Source organism: Microbacterium sp. 05T445, assembly GCF_056395865.1.
On record NZ_JBFTKJ010000001.1, the window covers coordinates 1,374,677 to 1,390,054 of the forward strand.

The 15,378-nt window shown below is 72.7% G+C and carries 17 protein-coding genes; 3 read left to right on the plus strand and 14 right to left on the minus strand.

Translation table 11 applies throughout. The features are described 5' to 3' along the window. Window positions 1–77: 77 nt before the first annotated feature. The 9 genes from AC1DDU_RS06605 to AC1DDU_RS06645 form a co-directional block, all read right to left on the minus strand. A complete protein-coding gene (locus AC1DDU_RS06605) occupies window positions 78–914 on the minus strand; it encodes a hypothetical protein (protein WP_477432306.1) in 837 nt (278 codons plus the stop codon). Then, the gene (locus AC1DDU_RS06610; protein ID WP_477432308.1) at window positions 899–1,258 is read right to left on the minus strand and encodes a PadR family transcriptional regulator; all 360 of its coding nucleotides are present in this window, start codon (window positions 1,256–1,258) and stop codon (window positions 899–901) included. The genes AC1DDU_RS06605 and AC1DDU_RS06610 overlap by 16 nt, the downstream gene beginning before the upstream one ends. Window positions 1,259–1,356: 98 nt before the next feature. Further along, window positions 1,357–2,775, minus strand: a complete 1,419-nt coding sequence (locus AC1DDU_RS06615) for a hypothetical protein (RefSeq protein WP_477432310.1) — start codon at window positions 2,773–2,775, stop codon at window positions 1,357–1,359. Then, the gene (locus AC1DDU_RS06620; protein ID WP_477432312.1) at window positions 2,765–3,640 is read right to left on the minus strand and encodes a TIGR03943 family putative permease subunit; all 876 of its coding nucleotides are present in this window, start codon (window positions 3,638–3,640) and stop codon (window positions 2,765–2,767) included. The genes AC1DDU_RS06615 and AC1DDU_RS06620 overlap by 11 nt, the downstream gene beginning before the upstream one ends. After that, the gene (locus AC1DDU_RS06625) at window positions 3,633–4,637 is read right to left on the minus strand and encodes a permease (RefSeq protein WP_477433448.1); all 1,005 of its coding nucleotides are present in this window, start codon (window positions 4,635–4,637) and stop codon (window positions 3,633–3,635) included. Before AC1DDU_RS06625 ends, AC1DDU_RS06620 begins: the two co-directional genes overlap by 8 nt. Window positions 4,638–4,683: 46 nt before the next feature. Next, window positions 4,684–5,097, minus strand: coding sequence for a Fur family transcriptional regulator (locus AC1DDU_RS06630; protein ID WP_477432314.1), 414 nt, complete (start codon window positions 5,095–5,097; stop codon window positions 4,684–4,686). A gap of 45 nt (window positions 5,098–5,142) precedes the next feature. Continuing rightward, window positions 5,143–6,006, minus strand: a complete 864-nt coding sequence (locus AC1DDU_RS06635) for a metal ABC transporter permease (protein WP_477432316.1) — start codon at window positions 6,004–6,006, stop codon at window positions 5,143–5,145. Next, complete coding sequence (locus AC1DDU_RS06640) at window positions 6,003–6,836, minus strand: metal ABC transporter ATP-binding protein (RefSeq protein WP_477432318.1); 834 nt, start codon at window positions 6,834–6,836, stop codon at window positions 6,003–6,005. Before AC1DDU_RS06640 ends, AC1DDU_RS06635 begins: the two co-directional genes overlap by 4 nt. Continuing rightward, entirely contained in the window at window positions 6,833–7,810 is a 978-nt protein-coding gene (locus AC1DDU_RS06645) for a metal ABC transporter solute-binding protein, Zn/Mn family (protein WP_477432320.1), read from the minus strand. The genes AC1DDU_RS06640 and AC1DDU_RS06645 overlap by 4 nt, the downstream gene beginning before the upstream one ends. Window positions 7,811–7,878: 68 nt before the next feature. On the opposite strand from AC1DDU_RS06645, the gene AC1DDU_RS06650 reads away from it, so the two are divergent. Then, window positions 7,879–8,721, plus strand: a complete 843-nt coding sequence (locus tag AC1DDU_RS06650; RefSeq protein WP_477432322.1) for a UbiA family prenyltransferase — start codon at window positions 7,879–7,881, stop codon at window positions 8,719–8,721. A gap of 34 nt (window positions 8,722–8,755) precedes the next feature. On the opposite strand, the gene AC1DDU_RS06655 is transcribed toward AC1DDU_RS06650, so the two are convergent. The 4 genes from AC1DDU_RS06655 to AC1DDU_RS06670 all read right to left on the minus strand — a co-directional run bounded on the left by AC1DDU_RS06655 (window position 8,756) and on the right by AC1DDU_RS06670 (window position 12,506). After that, entirely contained in the window at window positions 8,756–9,898 is a 1,143-nt protein-coding gene (locus AC1DDU_RS06655) for an FAD-dependent oxidoreductase (RefSeq protein WP_477432324.1), read from the minus strand. Continuing rightward, the gene (locus AC1DDU_RS06660; protein WP_477432326.1) at window positions 9,891–10,592 is read right to left on the minus strand and encodes a methyltransferase domain-containing protein; all 702 of its coding nucleotides are present in this window, start codon (window positions 10,590–10,592) and stop codon (window positions 9,891–9,893) included. The genes AC1DDU_RS06655 and AC1DDU_RS06660 overlap by 8 nt, the downstream gene beginning before the upstream one ends. After that, on the minus strand, window positions 10,589–11,707 hold the full coding sequence (locus tag AC1DDU_RS06665) for a type III polyketide synthase (RefSeq protein WP_477432328.1): 1,119 nt from the start codon (window positions 11,705–11,707) through the stop codon (window positions 10,589–10,591). Before AC1DDU_RS06665 ends, AC1DDU_RS06660 begins: the two co-directional genes overlap by 4 nt. A gap of 64 nt (window positions 11,708–11,771) precedes the next feature. Further along, window positions 11,772–12,506, minus strand: a complete 735-nt coding sequence (locus AC1DDU_RS06670) for a hemerythrin domain-containing protein (protein WP_477432330.1) — start codon at window positions 12,504–12,506, stop codon at window positions 11,772–11,774. Between the two features lie 196 nt (window positions 12,507–12,702). On the opposite strand from AC1DDU_RS06670, the gene AC1DDU_RS06675 reads away from it, so the two are divergent. Further along, complete coding sequence (locus AC1DDU_RS06675; protein ID WP_477432331.1) at window positions 12,703–13,281, plus strand: SRPBCC family protein; 579 nt, start codon at window positions 12,703–12,705, stop codon at window positions 13,279–13,281. Between the two features lie 56 nt (window positions 13,282–13,337). After that, window positions 13,338–13,985: a DUF2238 domain-containing protein gene (locus tag AC1DDU_RS06680; RefSeq protein WP_477432333.1), complete on the plus strand. Its 648-nt coding sequence runs from the start codon at window positions 13,338–13,340 to the stop codon at window positions 13,983–13,985. A gap of 27 nt (window positions 13,986–14,012) precedes the next feature. On the opposite strand, the gene AC1DDU_RS06685 is transcribed toward AC1DDU_RS06680, so the two are convergent. After that, window positions 14,013–15,377, minus strand: a complete 1,365-nt coding sequence (locus AC1DDU_RS06685; RefSeq protein WP_477432335.1) for a dihydrolipoamide acetyltransferase family protein — start codon at window positions 15,375–15,377, stop codon at window positions 14,013–14,015. Window position 15,378: the final 1 nt, after the last annotated feature.

The following is a 15,378-nucleotide window of genomic DNA, read 5'->3' on the forward strand; positions in this document are numbered from 1 at the left end:
CGCGCCGACGCGGACGGAGTCGGGGCCGGAGCCCCTCCGCGTCGGAGTGTGCGTCACGCCCGCGCGGGGCGTGAGGATCAGACGGGGTGGACGGTGCGCGAGCGCGGTGCGCCCGCGGCGATGAGCAGGGCGACACCCACCGCGCCCAGCACGAACCACATGAGCCCGACGGCGCCCGCGCCGAAGCCGAGCCCGGCGTACCCGATCGGCACGGCCGCGACGGCGATGAGCCCGACGGAGGCGAGGGCGGCGAGACCCGCGTCACGACCCGCGATCAGACGCACGGTCGACACGCCCGCGCCCAGCACGACGGCGATGCCGATCGCCATCACGATCGGCGACCACCACAGCGCCGCGAACGTGGCGGCTCCGGCGACGACGAGCGTTCCGGCGGTGCGCGGCATGGGTGCGCGCAGCACGATGCCGGCGACCAGCAGCGTCGACATCGTCAGGCCCTGGATGGTCCCCTCGATGTAGGGCATGCCGGGTTCGAGGAGCTGTCCGACGCTCATGGCGTAGCCCCACACGGCGAGCACGGCGGCGCCGAGCACCCACCACCAGCGGGCGACGATTCGAGTTGCGGTGTTCATGGATCTGGCCTTCTGTTCGGCCGGCAGACCCCGTGATGCCGCGCGTTGTGTCTGTACCCAGAGCAGGTCGGCGGGAACGCCGAACACCGCCCGTCGTGCGATCGAGAGCGAGACCGCGATCTGCGGGCTCCCGTTCGCCCGTGCGTCGGCCTGCTGCTCCCACAGGTCGGAGTGGATCTCGTCGCGTCGACGCTCGGCCGCCGGCGCGCTCACCCCTCCCGTGTAGCAGTCCACCCACGCGAGGACGATGCGCGCGGCGACACCCGTCGCCGCGGCCGTCCGGTTCCGCTCCGGGGCGAGCTGCCCGTTCACGGAGTCTCCCACGCGGCGCGCCCGAGGGGCGCGGTGCGCGAAGTCTGCAGTCGGTGTTCGGCGAGGGCCACCTGGGTGGCGCCGGTCACCTCGTAGAGGCGGCGACGGGGCCGGCCCTGTTCGGCCGCGGCGTCGGCATCCTCCCAGTCGCTGGAGAGGAGCCCGGCGGCCTCGAGCCGCCCGAGCGCCTTGTAGAGGGTGCCGTGCGACGTGAGCGTCGCCGTCTCATCACCCTCGGCGATCAGCTTCGCGATGCCGAAGCCGTGGAAGCGCTGCTCGCCGCTGCGGTGCAGCCGCAGGGCCGCGTCGAGGATCTCCGCCTCGAGCGGGAGCAGGGTCCCGGGTCGCCGTCTCATGGATCCATTTATAGGCAGATATCTTCCCATTGTCAATAGGAAGATACGAACCCCGATTTCCGGATGCCTCGTTCCGGCGTCTCGCGCGGGGTTCCGCGTCAGCGCGGCGGCACCTGGCACCACGAGATCGCGGCGCCGGTGAGCGCCACGACCGGCGACCCGTCCGCCACCTCGAGGATGCGCGTCTCGGGGTGCTCCGGCAGCGGGTGCAGGTACGTGTCGTACGCGTTGGTCACGGCATCCGGCGCCAGCAGCACCGCGACATACCGGGAGCTGGGCGACACGCACACCTGGATCACGGCATCCGTGTCGGCGATCTCGGTGAGCATGCGCGTGGAGCCGTCGGCGCCGACGTGCGCGACCGAGGTGCGCCCGGTCGGGATGCCGTCGGCGTCGATCACCGCAGCGGTGCGGATCGTCGAACCGTCGGGGAGGGGCGTCACCGAGGTCGTGCCGCCGAGGTCGACGTCAGGCGCCGCGAGGGGTGCTTCGCTCGCATCCGTGAGATCGATCACCGCGGCCTGGTCGACGCGGTCGACGACCGCCTCGTTCGACCCGCGCGCGATGCCCTCGATCCCCATCGCGGCGCCGAGCGCGGTCGGAGGACCGGCACCGGCATCCGATCCGGTCAGCAGCAGCGACCCGTCGAACGAGAGCAGCAGGATGCTGTCGGTGTCGGGCACGAACCGCCACTCGGCGACGCGCGGGTCGGCGCCCTTGACCGCGATCTCGACCGGCTTCGCGTCGGGGTCGCCCAACGACGCCGTGAACAGCCGGCTCTCGCGGCCGGAGTCGGCGTCGAGGTGCGCATCCGAGAACGTGTAGCCGATCCGCTCGCCCCGGTCGGCGCTCTGCAGGTTCGACACGAAGCCGTCGCCCGGCAGCGGCAGCTCGTGGGCATGCTTCCCGTCGAGGTCGGTGACGATGAGGCCGGCCTGGTCGTCGTCGGTGCGCACCGACATCACGAGGTGCGACGAGGTCGCGCGGAAGTCCTCGATGTGGTCGTGCCGGAACACCGCGACCGCGTTCTGCCCGGAGAGGTCTGTCCGGAAGACGAGGTCGCCGTCGCCGCCGCGGCGCAGCAGGTACGCCTCCGCCTGGGGCGTCCGGAACGTCTCGGTGATCGTCGCGCCCGGCCCGCCGCCGAGCGAGGCGACGCCGTCGATGCGCACGGTGTACTCGGTGTCGTCCCACAGCGGCAGCGTGAACCGCACGCCGACGCTGCGCCCCGACGTGTCGACGGCGAACGGCGTCGGCGGGGTGACGGTCACCTGCGACGCGTCGACCTCGTGCAGCGACTGGGTCGTGGTGACGATGAGGCGGGATCCGGATGCCGCCGCCGCGGCCGCCGGATCCACGTACGCGTCGGTGACCCGCGGCCCCTGGGCGACGGTGGCCGCCGCACCGGCGAGCCCCAGCACCGCGAGTGCGCCGACGACGATCGCGAACGCGCCGGCGAACGCGCGCCCGCGACGTCGGCGCGACCGCGCTCGTCTCGAGCCCGCGTCAGTACTCATACGGGTCCTTGGGCTCGGGGATCTCCTCGATCTCGGCCGCGTCCACCACGAGCCGTCCGTCCGACGAGGAGCGCACCGTGCCGGTGACCGTGACCCATTGCCCGGTGTCGGGCGTCGGCGCGACTCCCGCGACGGGCAGGCTCGCCGGCTGCGCGTCGATGACGCAGTGCGTGATCACGAGCCGCGTGAGATCGAACGTGCCGTCCTCGCCGGGGGTGACGAAGCCGGTGAGCTCGACGGGGTCGCCGTCGAACGCGTCGGGGTTCGTCGCCGTGGCGAACACCGTCGCCCACTCGCCGACCCCGAACGAGGCCGTGTCGCCGGTCGAGGCCAGCTGGATCGTGTCGGCCCCGCCGAACAGCGGCGTCGCGCCGACGTCTCGCGACATCGCCAGCTCGGCCGAGAGCGATGCGGGCGGCAGCACGAGAGTGAGCACGACGACGCCGGATGCCGCGATCCCGCCGATCGCCGTCGCCGCGACCGCCGCCGGGTGCCGGGGGTGGTCGTGGTCATCGACGTCGTGCGCGCTCACGGGATTCGGAGAATGGGCGTCGGTGCGGAGCATCCCGACCCCCGCCTCCGAATCGAGCGCGGAACTCCGAATCTCGGATGCGGCCACTGTCCGCCGAGCCTCCGGCTCGCCGTGATCGTGGCCGTGGTCGGCCTCCGCTCCGAGCGGCAGCGCGAACGAGGCGACCGTCCCGACGAGCACGAACACCGCCATCGACACCGCGAACCACGTCGAGTCGGGGTTGATGTAGAGCCCGAGCTGCCCGGTGACCGCCAGCGAGATCGTGACGACGGCGAGGACCGCGGCGAGCCCGACCCCGAGCCACCGCGTGCCGACGAAGCCCGCCCTACGCAAGGAGGTTCACCGCCGTCCCGATCGCGAACGCCGACAGCAGCACGACGACGACGATGCCGCCGAGCGTGCGCCACGTGAAGGTCGTGCGCATGAGCGCGAGCATCTTGACGTCCACGAGCGGCCCGACCAGCAGGAACGCGACGATCGACCCGGGCGTGAACGTCGACGCGAACGACAGCGCGAAGAACGCGTCGACGTTCGAGCAGATCGACACCACCATGGCCAGCGCCATCATCGCGACGATCGACAGCGCCGGGTTGGCCCCGATCGCCAGCAGCGCGTCGCGGGGGATCAAGACCTGCACGGCTCCGGCGAGCGCGGAGCCGACGACGAGCGCCGGCATCACCGCGCGCAGCTCGATGACGAACTGCGCCAGCGTGCGGCGCCACCTGCCGCCGGGCTCGTGCACCACGAGGTCGCACGTGTCGCGGAAGCGCTCGGTGAGCAGGGCGTCGGGGGACGGATGCCGCGAATACAGCCATCCGATGAGGTTCGCGATCGCGTACCCGCCGAGGATGCGGGCGATGAGGATGCCGTCGCTGAACCCGAACGCCTGATGCGTCGTGATGATGACGATCGGATTCACGATCGGCGCCGCGATGAGGAACGTGAGCGTCTCGGGCACGGAGAACCCGCGCATCAGCAGCCCGCGCGCGAACGGCACGTTGCCGCACTCGCACACCGGCACGATCATGCCCAGGAGCGACAGCACCGCGCGGCGCGCCCACGCCCGGCGCGGCATCCATCGCTCGATCACGCCGGGCGGCACCCACACCTGCACGACGATCGAGAGCACGACGCCCAGCGCGACGAACGGCAACGACTCGATGAGCACGCTGATCGCGAGCGTCAGGCCGTCCTGGGCGCGTGTGGAGAGGGATGCCGGGAACAGCGACGGCGCGAACCAGTCGATGAGGAAGAGCCCGGCGACGACGACGATGCCCACGCCGATCCACAGCAGCGCGCGGGCCTGCGGCGAAGGCTCGAGCCGCGCGATGGCCGGGCCGCCGCGGCGCTGCGCGGAACCCGTGCGGGTCGAGGGGTCAGTCCGCGTCACGTGCGGCATCCCGGGCGGCGGCGCAGTTCGCGCAGAGCCCGAAGATGTCGACGACGTGCTCGGCGTCGCGGAATCCGTGGCGCTCGGCGGTGCGCTTCGCCCACTGCTCGACGTCCGTCGCCTCGATCTCGACGGTCAGTCCGCAGGAGCGGCAGATCAGGTGGTGGTGGTGGCCCGTGCTGGTGCAGGCGCGGTACAGCGCCTCGCCCTCGGGGCTCTGCAGCGAATCGGCGTCGCCCTGGGCTGCGAGCCCGGCGAGCGCGCGGTAGACGGTCGCCAGCCCGATGCCGGTGTTCTCGTCGCGGAGGGTCGCGTGCAGCGACTGCGCGCTGACGAATCCGCGGGCGTCCGAGAGCGCTTCGCGCACGCGTTCGCGCTGCCACGTGTTGCGCTGGGCCATGCCCGGGAGTCTACCCGCGCGCCCTGAACGCGGGCCGGGACCAGGTCACGCCGCCACCCTCGTGACGCGGTCGCGGCGGGCGCCGACGATGCGGCACACCACGTAGATCGCGAACGAGATGGTCGTGATGTACGGGCTCACCGGCAGCGTGCCCATGATCGCAAGAAGGATGCCGCCCACGGCCGAGACGAACCCGAACACCGCCGACAGCACCGGCACCGACACGGGACCCGACACGATCCTCATGGCCGCGGCGGCGGGCGTGACGAGCAGGGCCATCACCAGCAGTGCGCCGATGATGTGCACGGCGATGGCCACGATGAGGCCGAGCAGCAGCATGAACGCGAGCGAGACGGCGGTCGTCGGCACGCCGCGCGCGGCAGCGGACTGCGGGTCGAGCGAGTCGAAGCGCAGCGGGCGCCAGATGAGCAGCAGCCCCAGCAGCACGAAGGCGCCGATGCCGATCAGCCAGCCGAGCTGCCCGGTCTGCACCGACACGATCTGGCCGGTGAGCAGGCTGAAGCTCGCGGCGCTGCGGCCGTCATAGAGCGAGAGGAACAGGATGCCGAGACCGAGCCCGAACGGCATCAGCACGCCGATGATCGAGTTGCGGTCGCGTGCCTTCGTGCCGAGCACGCCGATGATGGCGGCCGCGATGAGCGAGCCGACGATCGAACCGGTCACGACGTCCCAGCCGATGAGGAGGGCCGCCGCCGCGCCTGCGAACGACAGCTCGCTGATGCCGTGCACCGCGAACGCCATGTCGCGCTGCATGACGAACACGCCCACGAGCCCGCCGACGAGGCCCAGCACGGCGCCCGCCCAGACGGAGTTCGACACGAGCGCGAGGATCTCGCCGTAGTACGGCAGCCCGCCGAACATCGCGTCCGCGATGTCGTTCCAGTTCATGCGCCGGCCCCGTGGTCGTGGTGATGATGGGATTCCTCGGCGTCCGGTGCGCCGACGACGACGAGCCGGTCGCCCGCGCGCAGCACGAAGACGTGGGCGCCGTAGAGCGCCGTGAGCACGTCCGAGCGCAGCACCTCCTGCGGCGTGCCGAGGGTGAACCGCCCGTTCGCGATGTACAGGATGCGGTCGACCTTGCCCAGCAGCGGGTTGATGTCGTGCGTGACGAGCAGGACGGCGGCATCCTTCTCCCGGCGATGCCGGTCGATGAGGCCGATGACGGCCTGCTGGTTGGCGAGGTCGAGGCTCGTGAGCGGCTCGTCGCACAGCAGCAGCGGCGGGTCGTCGGCGAGCGCCTGCCCGGCGCGCAGGCGCTGCTGCTCGCCGCCGGAGAGGAGCCCGACCGGCCGATCGGCGAAGTCGCGGGCGCCGACGGCGTCGATGAGCGCGTCGACGCGGGCGCGGTCGCCGCGGCGGGGGAATGGGAACCCGAACCGGTGGCCGTCGACGCCGAGGGTCACCAGGTCGCGGCCGCGCAGCGACGTGTCGCGGGGGAGCGGGCGCGCCTGCGGGATGTAGCCGAGGCGGCGGCTGCCCTTGTGGGCCACCGGAGCACCTTCGACCGTGATCTCGCCGCGCGAGAGCGGCTCGAGCCCGAGGATGGCGCGCAGCAGCGTCGTCTTGCCCGACCCGCTGGGCCCGAGCACCGCGACCAGCTCGCCGGCGTGCACGTCGAGGTCGAGCCCCGCCCACAGCTCCCGGTCGCCGCGCTGGAGAGCGGCATCCCGGATGCTGAGGATCACCGGGCGCGAGCCCGCGGCGGCCGGCGTCACGCGTCCAGCGCTGCGCTGAGCGCCTCGATGTTCGCCTGCATCCACGAGATGTAAGTCTCCCCCTTCGGCAGGGTTTCCGAGAACGCGATCACCGGGATGCCGCGTCCGTCGGCCTCGTCGACGATCTCCTGCGTCTCGGCGCCGCCGGTCTGCACGTTCGTGATGACGACGCTCACCCCGCCGTCGCGCAGCAGCGCGAGGGATTCGAGGAGCGTCGCGGGGGCGACATCCTGCCCCTCCTCGACGGCCTCGCTGAACGCCTCGGGCGTCGCGTTCTCGAGCCCGGCCGCCTCGATCAGGTACACCGGCACGGGCTCGGTGACGAAGACCTTCTCGCCGGCGTGCGACGCGGCGATCTCATCGAGCGACGCCTCGAGGCCTTCGACCTCGGCGCCGAACGCCTCGGCGTTGGCGGTGAAGGTCGCGGCGTTCTCGGGGCTCAGTTCGCCGAGCTCCTGGGCGATGGCCTCGGCGACGTGCGCGATCGTGTGCGGGTCGTACCAGACGTGCTCGTTGAAGCCCTCGACGTGCTCGTGGTCGCCGTGGTCGTGGGCGTGGTCCTCGGCCTCGGCGGCGTCGTCGGAATGCCCCTCGTTCTCGGGCCAGTCGTGCGAGTACTCGACGGCGGTGACGACGGGCGCGTCGCTGCCGCTGGACTCGATGAGCGCGTCGACGAACGCGTCGTAGCCGCCGCCGTTCTCGATCACGAGGTCGGCCTTCGACACGACGAGCTGGTCGCGGGCGCTGGGCTCGAACGAATGGGGATCCTGCGACGCCTTGTCGACGATCGAGGTCACATCGACGAGGTCGCCGCCGATCTGCTCGGCGAGCTGCCCGTACACGTTGGTCGATGCGACGACCGCGATCCGGCCGTCGGCCTCGGCGTCCGGCGCCGTGCCGCCGCACCCCGCGAGGAGGAGAGCGGATGCCGCGGCCAGGCCGAGCACGGTGGTCAGGCGTCGCATCGAGGTCATGTTCCGACTCTAACGCTAATGAGAATCGTTCTCAAACTGGCGTGCGAGGCCCTGTGAGACCATCGAGCGTGAGCACGCTTCGGGCGCTGTGGGGATCGTCGCATCCCGGGCCGACGCTGGTGGTCACGACGCTCGCGCTGGCGCTCGGCTGGGCAGCCGGGCTCGACGCCGCGCGCGGCGCGCTGCTGGTGATCGCCGTGTTCGCCGGGCAGCTCTCGATCGGCCTCTCCAACGACGCGATCGACGCGCCGCGCGACCGCGCAGTCGGGCGGCGAGACAAACCGCTTGCGCGCGGCGACGCCGGGATCGGCGTGGCCTGGACGGCCGCGTTCCTGACCCTCGCGGTCGCCCTCGCGCTGTCGGCTCTGCTCGGATGGCGGATGCTGGCCGCCCACGCCCTCACCCTCGGATCGGCCTGGGCCTACAACGCCGGCCTGAAGTCGACGGCGGCGTCGCTGGTGCCGTTCCTCGTGAGCTTCGGGGCGTTCCCGAGCCTCGCGACGCTCTCCGCCCTGCCACCGAGCTACGCCCCGCCGTGGGCCTGGATCGCCGGCGCTGCGTTGGGAGCAGCCGTGCATCTGACCAACGTGCTGCCCGATCTGGAACAGGATGCCGCTACCGGCGTGCGCGGCCTCCCGCACCGCCTCGGGCCGCGCCTCTCGGCGGTCGCGGCCGCGGGGTCCGTCGTCGTGGGCGCCATCTCGGTGCTCGTCGGCGCGGCGGGCGGGGACCTGTCGCACGTCTCGCCGATCTCATGGGTGTTCTTCGCCGGGGTCGTGGGCGTGGCCGGCGTGACGCTCGCGCTGGCCCTGCTGCGGCCGCCGTCGCGCGTGCTGTTCCGCCTCGTCATGCTCGCCGCACTTCTGCTGGCCGCGCAGCTGGTGGCCACCGGGTACGCGCTCACCGGGTGACCCCGTCGGGCGGATCCCGACGGGGGCGGTGCGGTCACGCGTCGGCGTCGAGGCCCATCGCGTACGCGTGCGCGAGCATGCCGCCGGCCCCCAATCCGAGCGCCCCGCGCACCGCGGCGGCGCGCAGGCCGTGGATCGCCACGGGCAGCGGGCGCCCCAGGGCGGTGTTGACAGTCGCGAGCCGCGCCGCCGTGCGCGCCGAGCGCACCCGCCGCTGCTCCCACCGCAGCAGCTCGGGCTCCGGCGCATCGCCGGTGTGCGCCCAGGCGGCCAGCAGGGGCGCAAGGGTGACCGCGTCGAGCAGGCCGAGGTTCATGCCCTGCCCGCCGATGGGGCTGACCTCGTGGGCGGTGTCGCCGATCACGAACACGCGTCCCCGGCGCAGCCGCGGCGCCACCGCGCGCCGCACCCCGAACGCCGTCGCCGCCTGCACCGCGTCGGCGGCCTCCGGCTCTCCGCGCGCGCGCAGCGCCGCACGCAGCCGGTCCGCGCGGGTCGCCGGCTCCGGGTCTCCTCCCGGCGGGTCCCACGCCACGAACCGCCGCATCCCACCCGGGAGCGGGAACGACTCCAGCACGCCCTCCCGCTCGAGATTCACCACGGCGGTGTCGTCATCGTCGCGCGGCGGGCACGCGGCATCCGTCATCAGATAGCGGTCGTGGTAGACGCGCGCCGCGAGCCGCGCGGGTCGATAGACGAGCTCGCGGCCGGCCACACCGGCGGCGACCACCACGAGCGGCGCCTCGACCTCGAACGGGTCCGTGCCGCGCTGCGCGGCGAGGCGGACGGATGCCGCCACCGGCGCGACGCTCGTCACGGCGACACCCCGCACCGGCTCCGGCGCGTCGCGCGAGAGCACCGCCTCGGTCGCCGCCTGCGGCAGCGTCGCGACGAACCCGAACCGCGTGTCGAGCCGGTCGAACCGCACGGTGCCGAGCAGCCGGCCGTCCGACCGCGCCTCGCCGCGAGGCACCCGGGTCGCCACGGCCAGGAGCGCCTCGGTGACGCCTGAGGGCTCCAGCGCCGCCAGCACCGGCGCGTGCACCCCGATCGCGCGGCTGCCGGGACCGGGCTCGGGGCGGCGCTCGTACACCTCGACGTCCAGGCCCCGGCGGGCCAGCTCTCCCGCGATCAGCAGCCCGACGGGGCCGGCGCCGACCACGGCGACGTCAGGCACGGCCCTCGCCCACGGCGAGCAGCCGGAACCGGGTCGGACGTTCGACGTGCCACGACCCGGCGGCACCGGCGAGCCGGGACTCGAGCTCGGCCGCGGTGAAGCTGCGCCGGATCGAGCGCAGGCCGTCGGTGCGAAGGAAGGTGCCGGGCGCGAACGGCGTGATCCCGACCGTGTACAGCGCGTACGCGAGGCGGCCGCGCTCGATGTCGCCGTGGAGGACCGGCCCGCGCGCGAGTGCGAGGGAATCGTCCGCGAAGCGGGCGAGGTCGTCGTCCAGATGGTGCAGGACGTGGTTCGACAGCACGAGATCGAACACGGCGCCCTCCGACCGGAGCGTCTCGGCATCCGCGCATCGGAACGCCACCTCCGCTGACGGACGGCGCGCGACGGCGACCTCATGAGCACGAGGGTCGGGGTCGATACCGAGCCACGACACGTCGAGACCGTCGCGTCGGGCGTGCGCGGCGAGGCGGACGACCACGTCTCCGCCGCCGCTGCCGATGTCGAGCACGCGCGCCGGCCGGCCCAGGGCTGCCAGCGCGGGACGGATCCGTGAGCGGTACACGCCGTCCCACCCCGCGACGAGGCGGTTGACGACGCCGAAGCGCCGCAGCGTCGCGCGGAGGCGCTCGGGGTCGCAGTCCGGGTCGTCCATGAGCTCGCGCAGCGCGTCGTCGCGCAGCGAGAGGTTCATGCCGCGTCGCCGGAGCGCTTCGTCAGCAGCACCGACTCGACGGTCAGCCCCGGTCCGAAGGCGAGCGCCGCGACGCGGGCTCCGTCGCCCACCGCATCGTCATGCAGGAGCCGCCGCAGGATGAACAGGATCGTCGCGCTCGACATGTTGCCGTAGTCGCGCAGCACGCCCCGCGAGGTCGCGAGTGCGTCGGGATCGAGCCCGAGCCCGTCCTCGACGCGGTCGAGCACGCTGCGCCCGCCCGGGTGCACCGCCCATACGGCCGGCGGCACGTCGTCGGCGACGAAGCGCTCCACCGCGCCGCGGATCTCACGGCCGATGATGCGCGGCACCTCGGCCGACAGCACCATCTCGAACCCGTGGTCGCCGATCGTCCAGACCATGTCGGCTTCGCCTTCGCCGGTGAGGGCCGTGCCGAACCGCTCGATCTCCAGGCCGCCCGGCGTCCCCACGGCGTCGTCGGCGGTGACCACGGCGGCCGCGGCCCCGTCGGCGAACACCGACGCGGCGACGATCTGCTGCGGATCGGTAGACCGGCGCACGTGCAGGGTGCACAGCTCCGCGCACACCACGAGCACGACCGCCTGCGGATCGGCGGCGGTGATGCGCGCTGCCAGCCGCAGCGCCGGCAGCGCCGCCGCGCACCCGATGAAGCCGAGGTGGTACCGCTCCACGGTGTCGCGCAGGCCGAGGTCGCGCACCAGGCGGTAGTCGGGGCCGGGCGCGAAGAACCCTGTACACGACACCGTGACGACGTGGGTGACAGCGGATGCCGGGATGCCGGCATCCGTCATCGCCGCCCTCGCGGCACTCGCGTACAGTCCCGGCGCGAGGCGCTGGTAGGCGGCGTTGCGCTCTCCCGTCGTCGGCATGAGCAGCACCGCCCCGTCTTCCACGAAGTCGACACCCTCGGGCGCGGCGGCAGCTCCGGGGTTGCCGAGACCGGTGATCACCGTATGCCGATGCGCGATGGCCGCGGCGTCGAAGGCGGCGCCGATGAGCCGCTGCGAGAGGCGGTCGATCCCGGGCTGCCCCGCGAAGAAGTCGCGCACCCTGTCCTGGTCGACCCGCGTCGGAGGGACCGCGGTGCCGAGGGACACGATGCGCGCCGTCATGCTGCCACCTTTGCACGGATCGTGTGCCGCGCGGGCCGCGCCGGGCGAAGGCGGACGGCGGTCGTCACGTCATCGCGGGCACGGGTCGGTCGGGATAGAGCTCGCGCATGGCGTTGTCGTACTTCCGCTTCATCAGCAGGAGATAGAGCACGCGGATCGGTGCGGGGACGTTCGTGCGATACCAATCCTCCCGTTCCGCCTCGGGAACGCTGGCCAGCAGCAGTCCGAGCTGCAGCGACATCACGTCGCGCGGCAGCTCCTTGCGATGCGCCATCAGCTCGGCGCGCGTGTGCGTCTCCATGCCGTCCCATTCCTGCTGCGACATCACCTCTCCCGCGACCGGCATGATGGCGTCCTCCTCGTGCCCCAGGTGCACGAACAGCGTGTCTCGGAGCGTTTCGATATCGCCCGCGAACCCGTCGCGCAGGCCTGCATCGGCCGTGGCCACCCATGGCAGGCGCTGCGGCTCGATGCCGGCGAGCTGCGCGGCGACCTCGGCGTGCTGCACCCGCATCTGGTCCACGTGCACCGCGCAGCCGGGGCGCCGCGTGGTCAGGCGATCCCACAGCAGCAGGTCCTCGGTCTCGTGGTGCAGATGCAGGGCGAAGAAGTCGAGCTTGGCGTAGTCGCCGATCACGGCCGCGCGCGCGGTGTCGCCGGGCTCCACCTCCCGGACGAGGATCGGGAGCTCGCGATACAGCCAGCGGAAGATGCGATGCACCAGGATCAGTCCCGACGTATCGCAGCCCGGGGACTGCCCCTTCGGCAGAGCCCCCGACGACGGCAGCTTCTCGGCCATCACGGCTCCGATCTCGCCATGGACATCGGCGGACGCCGTCCCCACCTGGCGAACAGCCGCAGGCTACACCCGGCGCGGCGCCTCGCGGCACCCCGCGAGCGGGCGCCCGGGCATGCGACGCGGAGGTACCGAGTGCCCCGGTCTCTGCGCGCAGGGTCGTTGTGCGCGGCGCGAGCAGGGCTCTAGGCTCTCGACCGTGGATGACCGCGCCTGGGCGGGGCGTGATCTCGACGGCCGCTGGGGGGTCGAGATCAGCACGGCCGCGGGAAGTCGCTGGGAGCGGCGCGTCGTCGTCAAGGCCACCGTCGGGCATCGGATCGACGCGGTCTTCCCCTACCTCGCCGACCCGACGCGGTGGCATGACTTCGCGCCGGCCGTGGTGTTCCGCGAGCAGATCGACGACGGGCCGCCTCGCGTCGGCACGAGGTGGCGTGCCACCGACCGCATCGGCCCGTTCCGGATCCATTTCATCGACGAATTGGAGTGCCTCGAGGAGAACCGGCGCGCGGTGTGGCTGTCGTCCGCGCCGTGGAACGCCCGCGTCGAGTACGCATGCCGGGAGGCCGGCGCGGCCACGAGCATCCGCGCGGAGTATTCGGGGCGGCTGAGCGATTCACTGCGCTGGCAGCTCGGGTGGCTGCCGGGGTGGGCGACCCACACGATCCTCGCGCAGGACTTCCGACGACTCGAACGCGTGCTGGGCCGCAGGGAGCAGGCGCTCCGGCGTTGGGAGGACCGGCATCCCGCAGCATCCCGCAGCGCCGCGGAGGACTGACGGCCCGCAGAGCGGGGCGCCCGGGCGCGAGAAGCCCGCACTGCTATGTTCGGGCCGTGCTTCCGAAGGCCGTCCGTCGCTCCCTGCTTCTCGCGCTGCCGTTCCAAGCCGGCATCCTGGCGATCGCCGTGGTCCTGACGGTGGCGGGGTTCCCCGCGCAGGTGCTGCTCACGGCACTGCTCGCCCTGTCGATGTGGGCGCCCGCGGCCGCCGAACTGGTCTTCCGCACCACGTTGCCCCGTGCGCTGCAGCTGCACTACCTGATCTTCATCACCCTCGGCCCGTTCGCGGGCAGCGCCCTGAACGTGTACGTCGCCATCGCCGATTGGGACACCCTCATCCACTTCGACTCCGGAGTGCTCGTCGCCTGGCTCGGGATGCTGTGGGTCCGGCGCGTGGAGGAGCGGGTGGATGCCGCACTCCCGGCGTGGTTCAGCCTCACCGTCATCCAGCTGACCGCGATGGCCTTCGCCGCGCTGTGGGAGATCTGCGAGTTCGCCAGCGACCACCTCATCGGCACCGTGTCCCAGAACGGCAGCCTGGAGGACACGATGATGGACATCATGGCGGGCACCATGGGCGGCCTGTTCGCGATCGCGCTGCTGCTGATCCTGCGCCGGCCGCAGTCGCTCGCGCCCGCGTCGCTGCTGCGGGCCGGCCACCATCACCGCACCGACGAGACCGCCGGCTCCGGCGAGCGCTGAGCCCGTCCGCAGCACGCTCGGCTGCGCTCAGTCGAGCAGGAGCGCGGGCTCCTCGAGGATCGAGGCGACGTCGGCGATGAAGCGCGACATCCCGTCGCCGTCGACCACACGGTGATCGAACGAGCCGGCGACGGTCGTCACCCAGCGGGGGCGCACCTCGCCGTCGACCACCCACGGCTTCTGGCGGATGGTGCCGAGAGCGACGATGCCGGCCTCGCCGGGGTTGATGATCGGGGTGCCCGCGTCCATGCCGAACACGCCGATGTTGGTGATCGTGATGGTGCCCCCGTGCTGGTCGGCCGGGGTCGTCCGACCCTCGCGCGCGGTGAGCGTGAGCTTCTCCAGCGCGCGGGCGAGGTCGCGCATCGACAGGTCCTGGGCGTCCTTGATGTTCGGGACGAGCAGCCCGCGCGGCGTCGCCGCGGCGATGCCCAGGTTCACGTACCGGCGCACCCGGATCTCGGCGCCGCCCTCGGCGTCGACCCACGCGGCGTTGACCATCGGCGTGCGCCGCGCCGCCCAGATCACGGCGCGCGCCATGATCAGCAGCGGCGACACCTTGATGTCGGCGAAGTCGGGCGAGGCCTTGAGCCGCTTGACGAGCTCCATCGTGCGGCTCGCGTCGACGTCGGTCCACACGGTGACGTGCGGGGCGGAGTACGCCGACTGCACCATCGCCGACGACGTGGCCTTGCGCACGCCCTTCACCGCGATGGTCTCCTCGCGACCGGCCGCGTCGGGCACGGGCGACGAGGGGGCGACGGTCGCCGGACCGTTCACCGCCGCCGGGGCGGGCACAGGGATCCGCTCCTCGCGGACATCGCCCCATTCCGGCGTCTGGATGTTGCGGAACACGCTCGCCTGCGACGCATGGCCCATGACGTCGTCGCGGGTCACCTCGCCGGCCGGACCGCTGGGCGTGACCGTGGCGAGATCGACGCCGAGGTCGCGCGCGAGCTTGCGGATCGGCGGCTTCGCGACGACGCCGACGGATGCCGCGACCCGCTCCTCCGCCGGAACAGCGGGCCCACGTCGCCGCGACTGGACGTGCCCGCCGGTGCCGTAGCCCACGAGCACCGCACCCTCGCCGGCCGCCTCGGCCGGCTCGCCGTGCTCGGACTGACCGACGGTGGCCGCGGGGGCGGCATCCGTCGCCGACGCGATCGTGATGATCGCCGCGCCGACGTTCACCGTCTCGCCCTCGGCGACCAGCAGCTCGCCGACAGTGCCCGCGAACGGCGACGGCAGCTCGACCAGGGATTTCGCGGTCTCGATCTCGACGAGCACGTCGTTGACGGCCACGGTGTCGCCGGGGCCGACGCGCCACTGGACGATCTCGGCCTCGGTGAGGCCTTCGCCGACATCGGGGAGGACGAACGTCTGGGTGCTCATG

Excerpts from the sequence above, each read along its gene's own strand:
- AC1DDU_RS06635 (WP_477432316.1), bottom strand. The coding sequence starts at position 6,006 with ATGAACTGGAACGACATCGCGGACGCGATGTTCGGCGGGCTGCCGTAC.
- AC1DDU_RS06660 (WP_477432326.1), bottom strand. The coding sequence starts at position 10,592 with ATGAACCTCTCGCTGCGCGACGACGCGCTGCGCGAGCTCATGGACGAC.
- AC1DDU_RS06615 (WP_477432310.1), bottom strand. The coding sequence starts at position 2,775 with ATGAGTACTGACGCGGGCTCGAGACGAGCGCGGTCGCGCCGACGTCGC.
- AC1DDU_RS06685 (WP_477432335.1), bottom strand. The coding sequence starts at position 15,377 with ATGAGCACCCAGACGTTCGTCCTCCCCGATGTCGGCGAAGGCCTCACC.
- AC1DDU_RS06665 (WP_477432328.1), bottom strand. The coding sequence starts at position 11,707 with ATGACGGCGCGCATCGTGTCCCTCGGCACCGCGGTCCCTCCGACGCGG.
- AC1DDU_RS06670 (WP_477432330.1), bottom strand. The coding sequence starts at position 12,506 with ATGGCCGAGAAGCTGCCGTCGTCGGGGGCTCTGCCGAAGGGGCAGTCC.
- AC1DDU_RS06630 (WP_477432314.1), bottom strand. The coding sequence starts at position 5,097 with ATGGCCCAGCGCAACACGTGGCAGCGCGAACGCGTGCGCGAAGCGCTC.
- AC1DDU_RS06610 (WP_477432308.1), bottom strand. The coding sequence starts at position 1,258 with ATGAGACGGCGACCCGGGACCCTGCTCCCGCTCGAGGCGGAGATCCTC.
- AC1DDU_RS06645 (WP_477432320.1), bottom strand. The coding sequence starts at position 7,810 with ATGACCTCGATGCGACGCCTGACCACCGTGCTCGGCCTGGCCGCGGCA.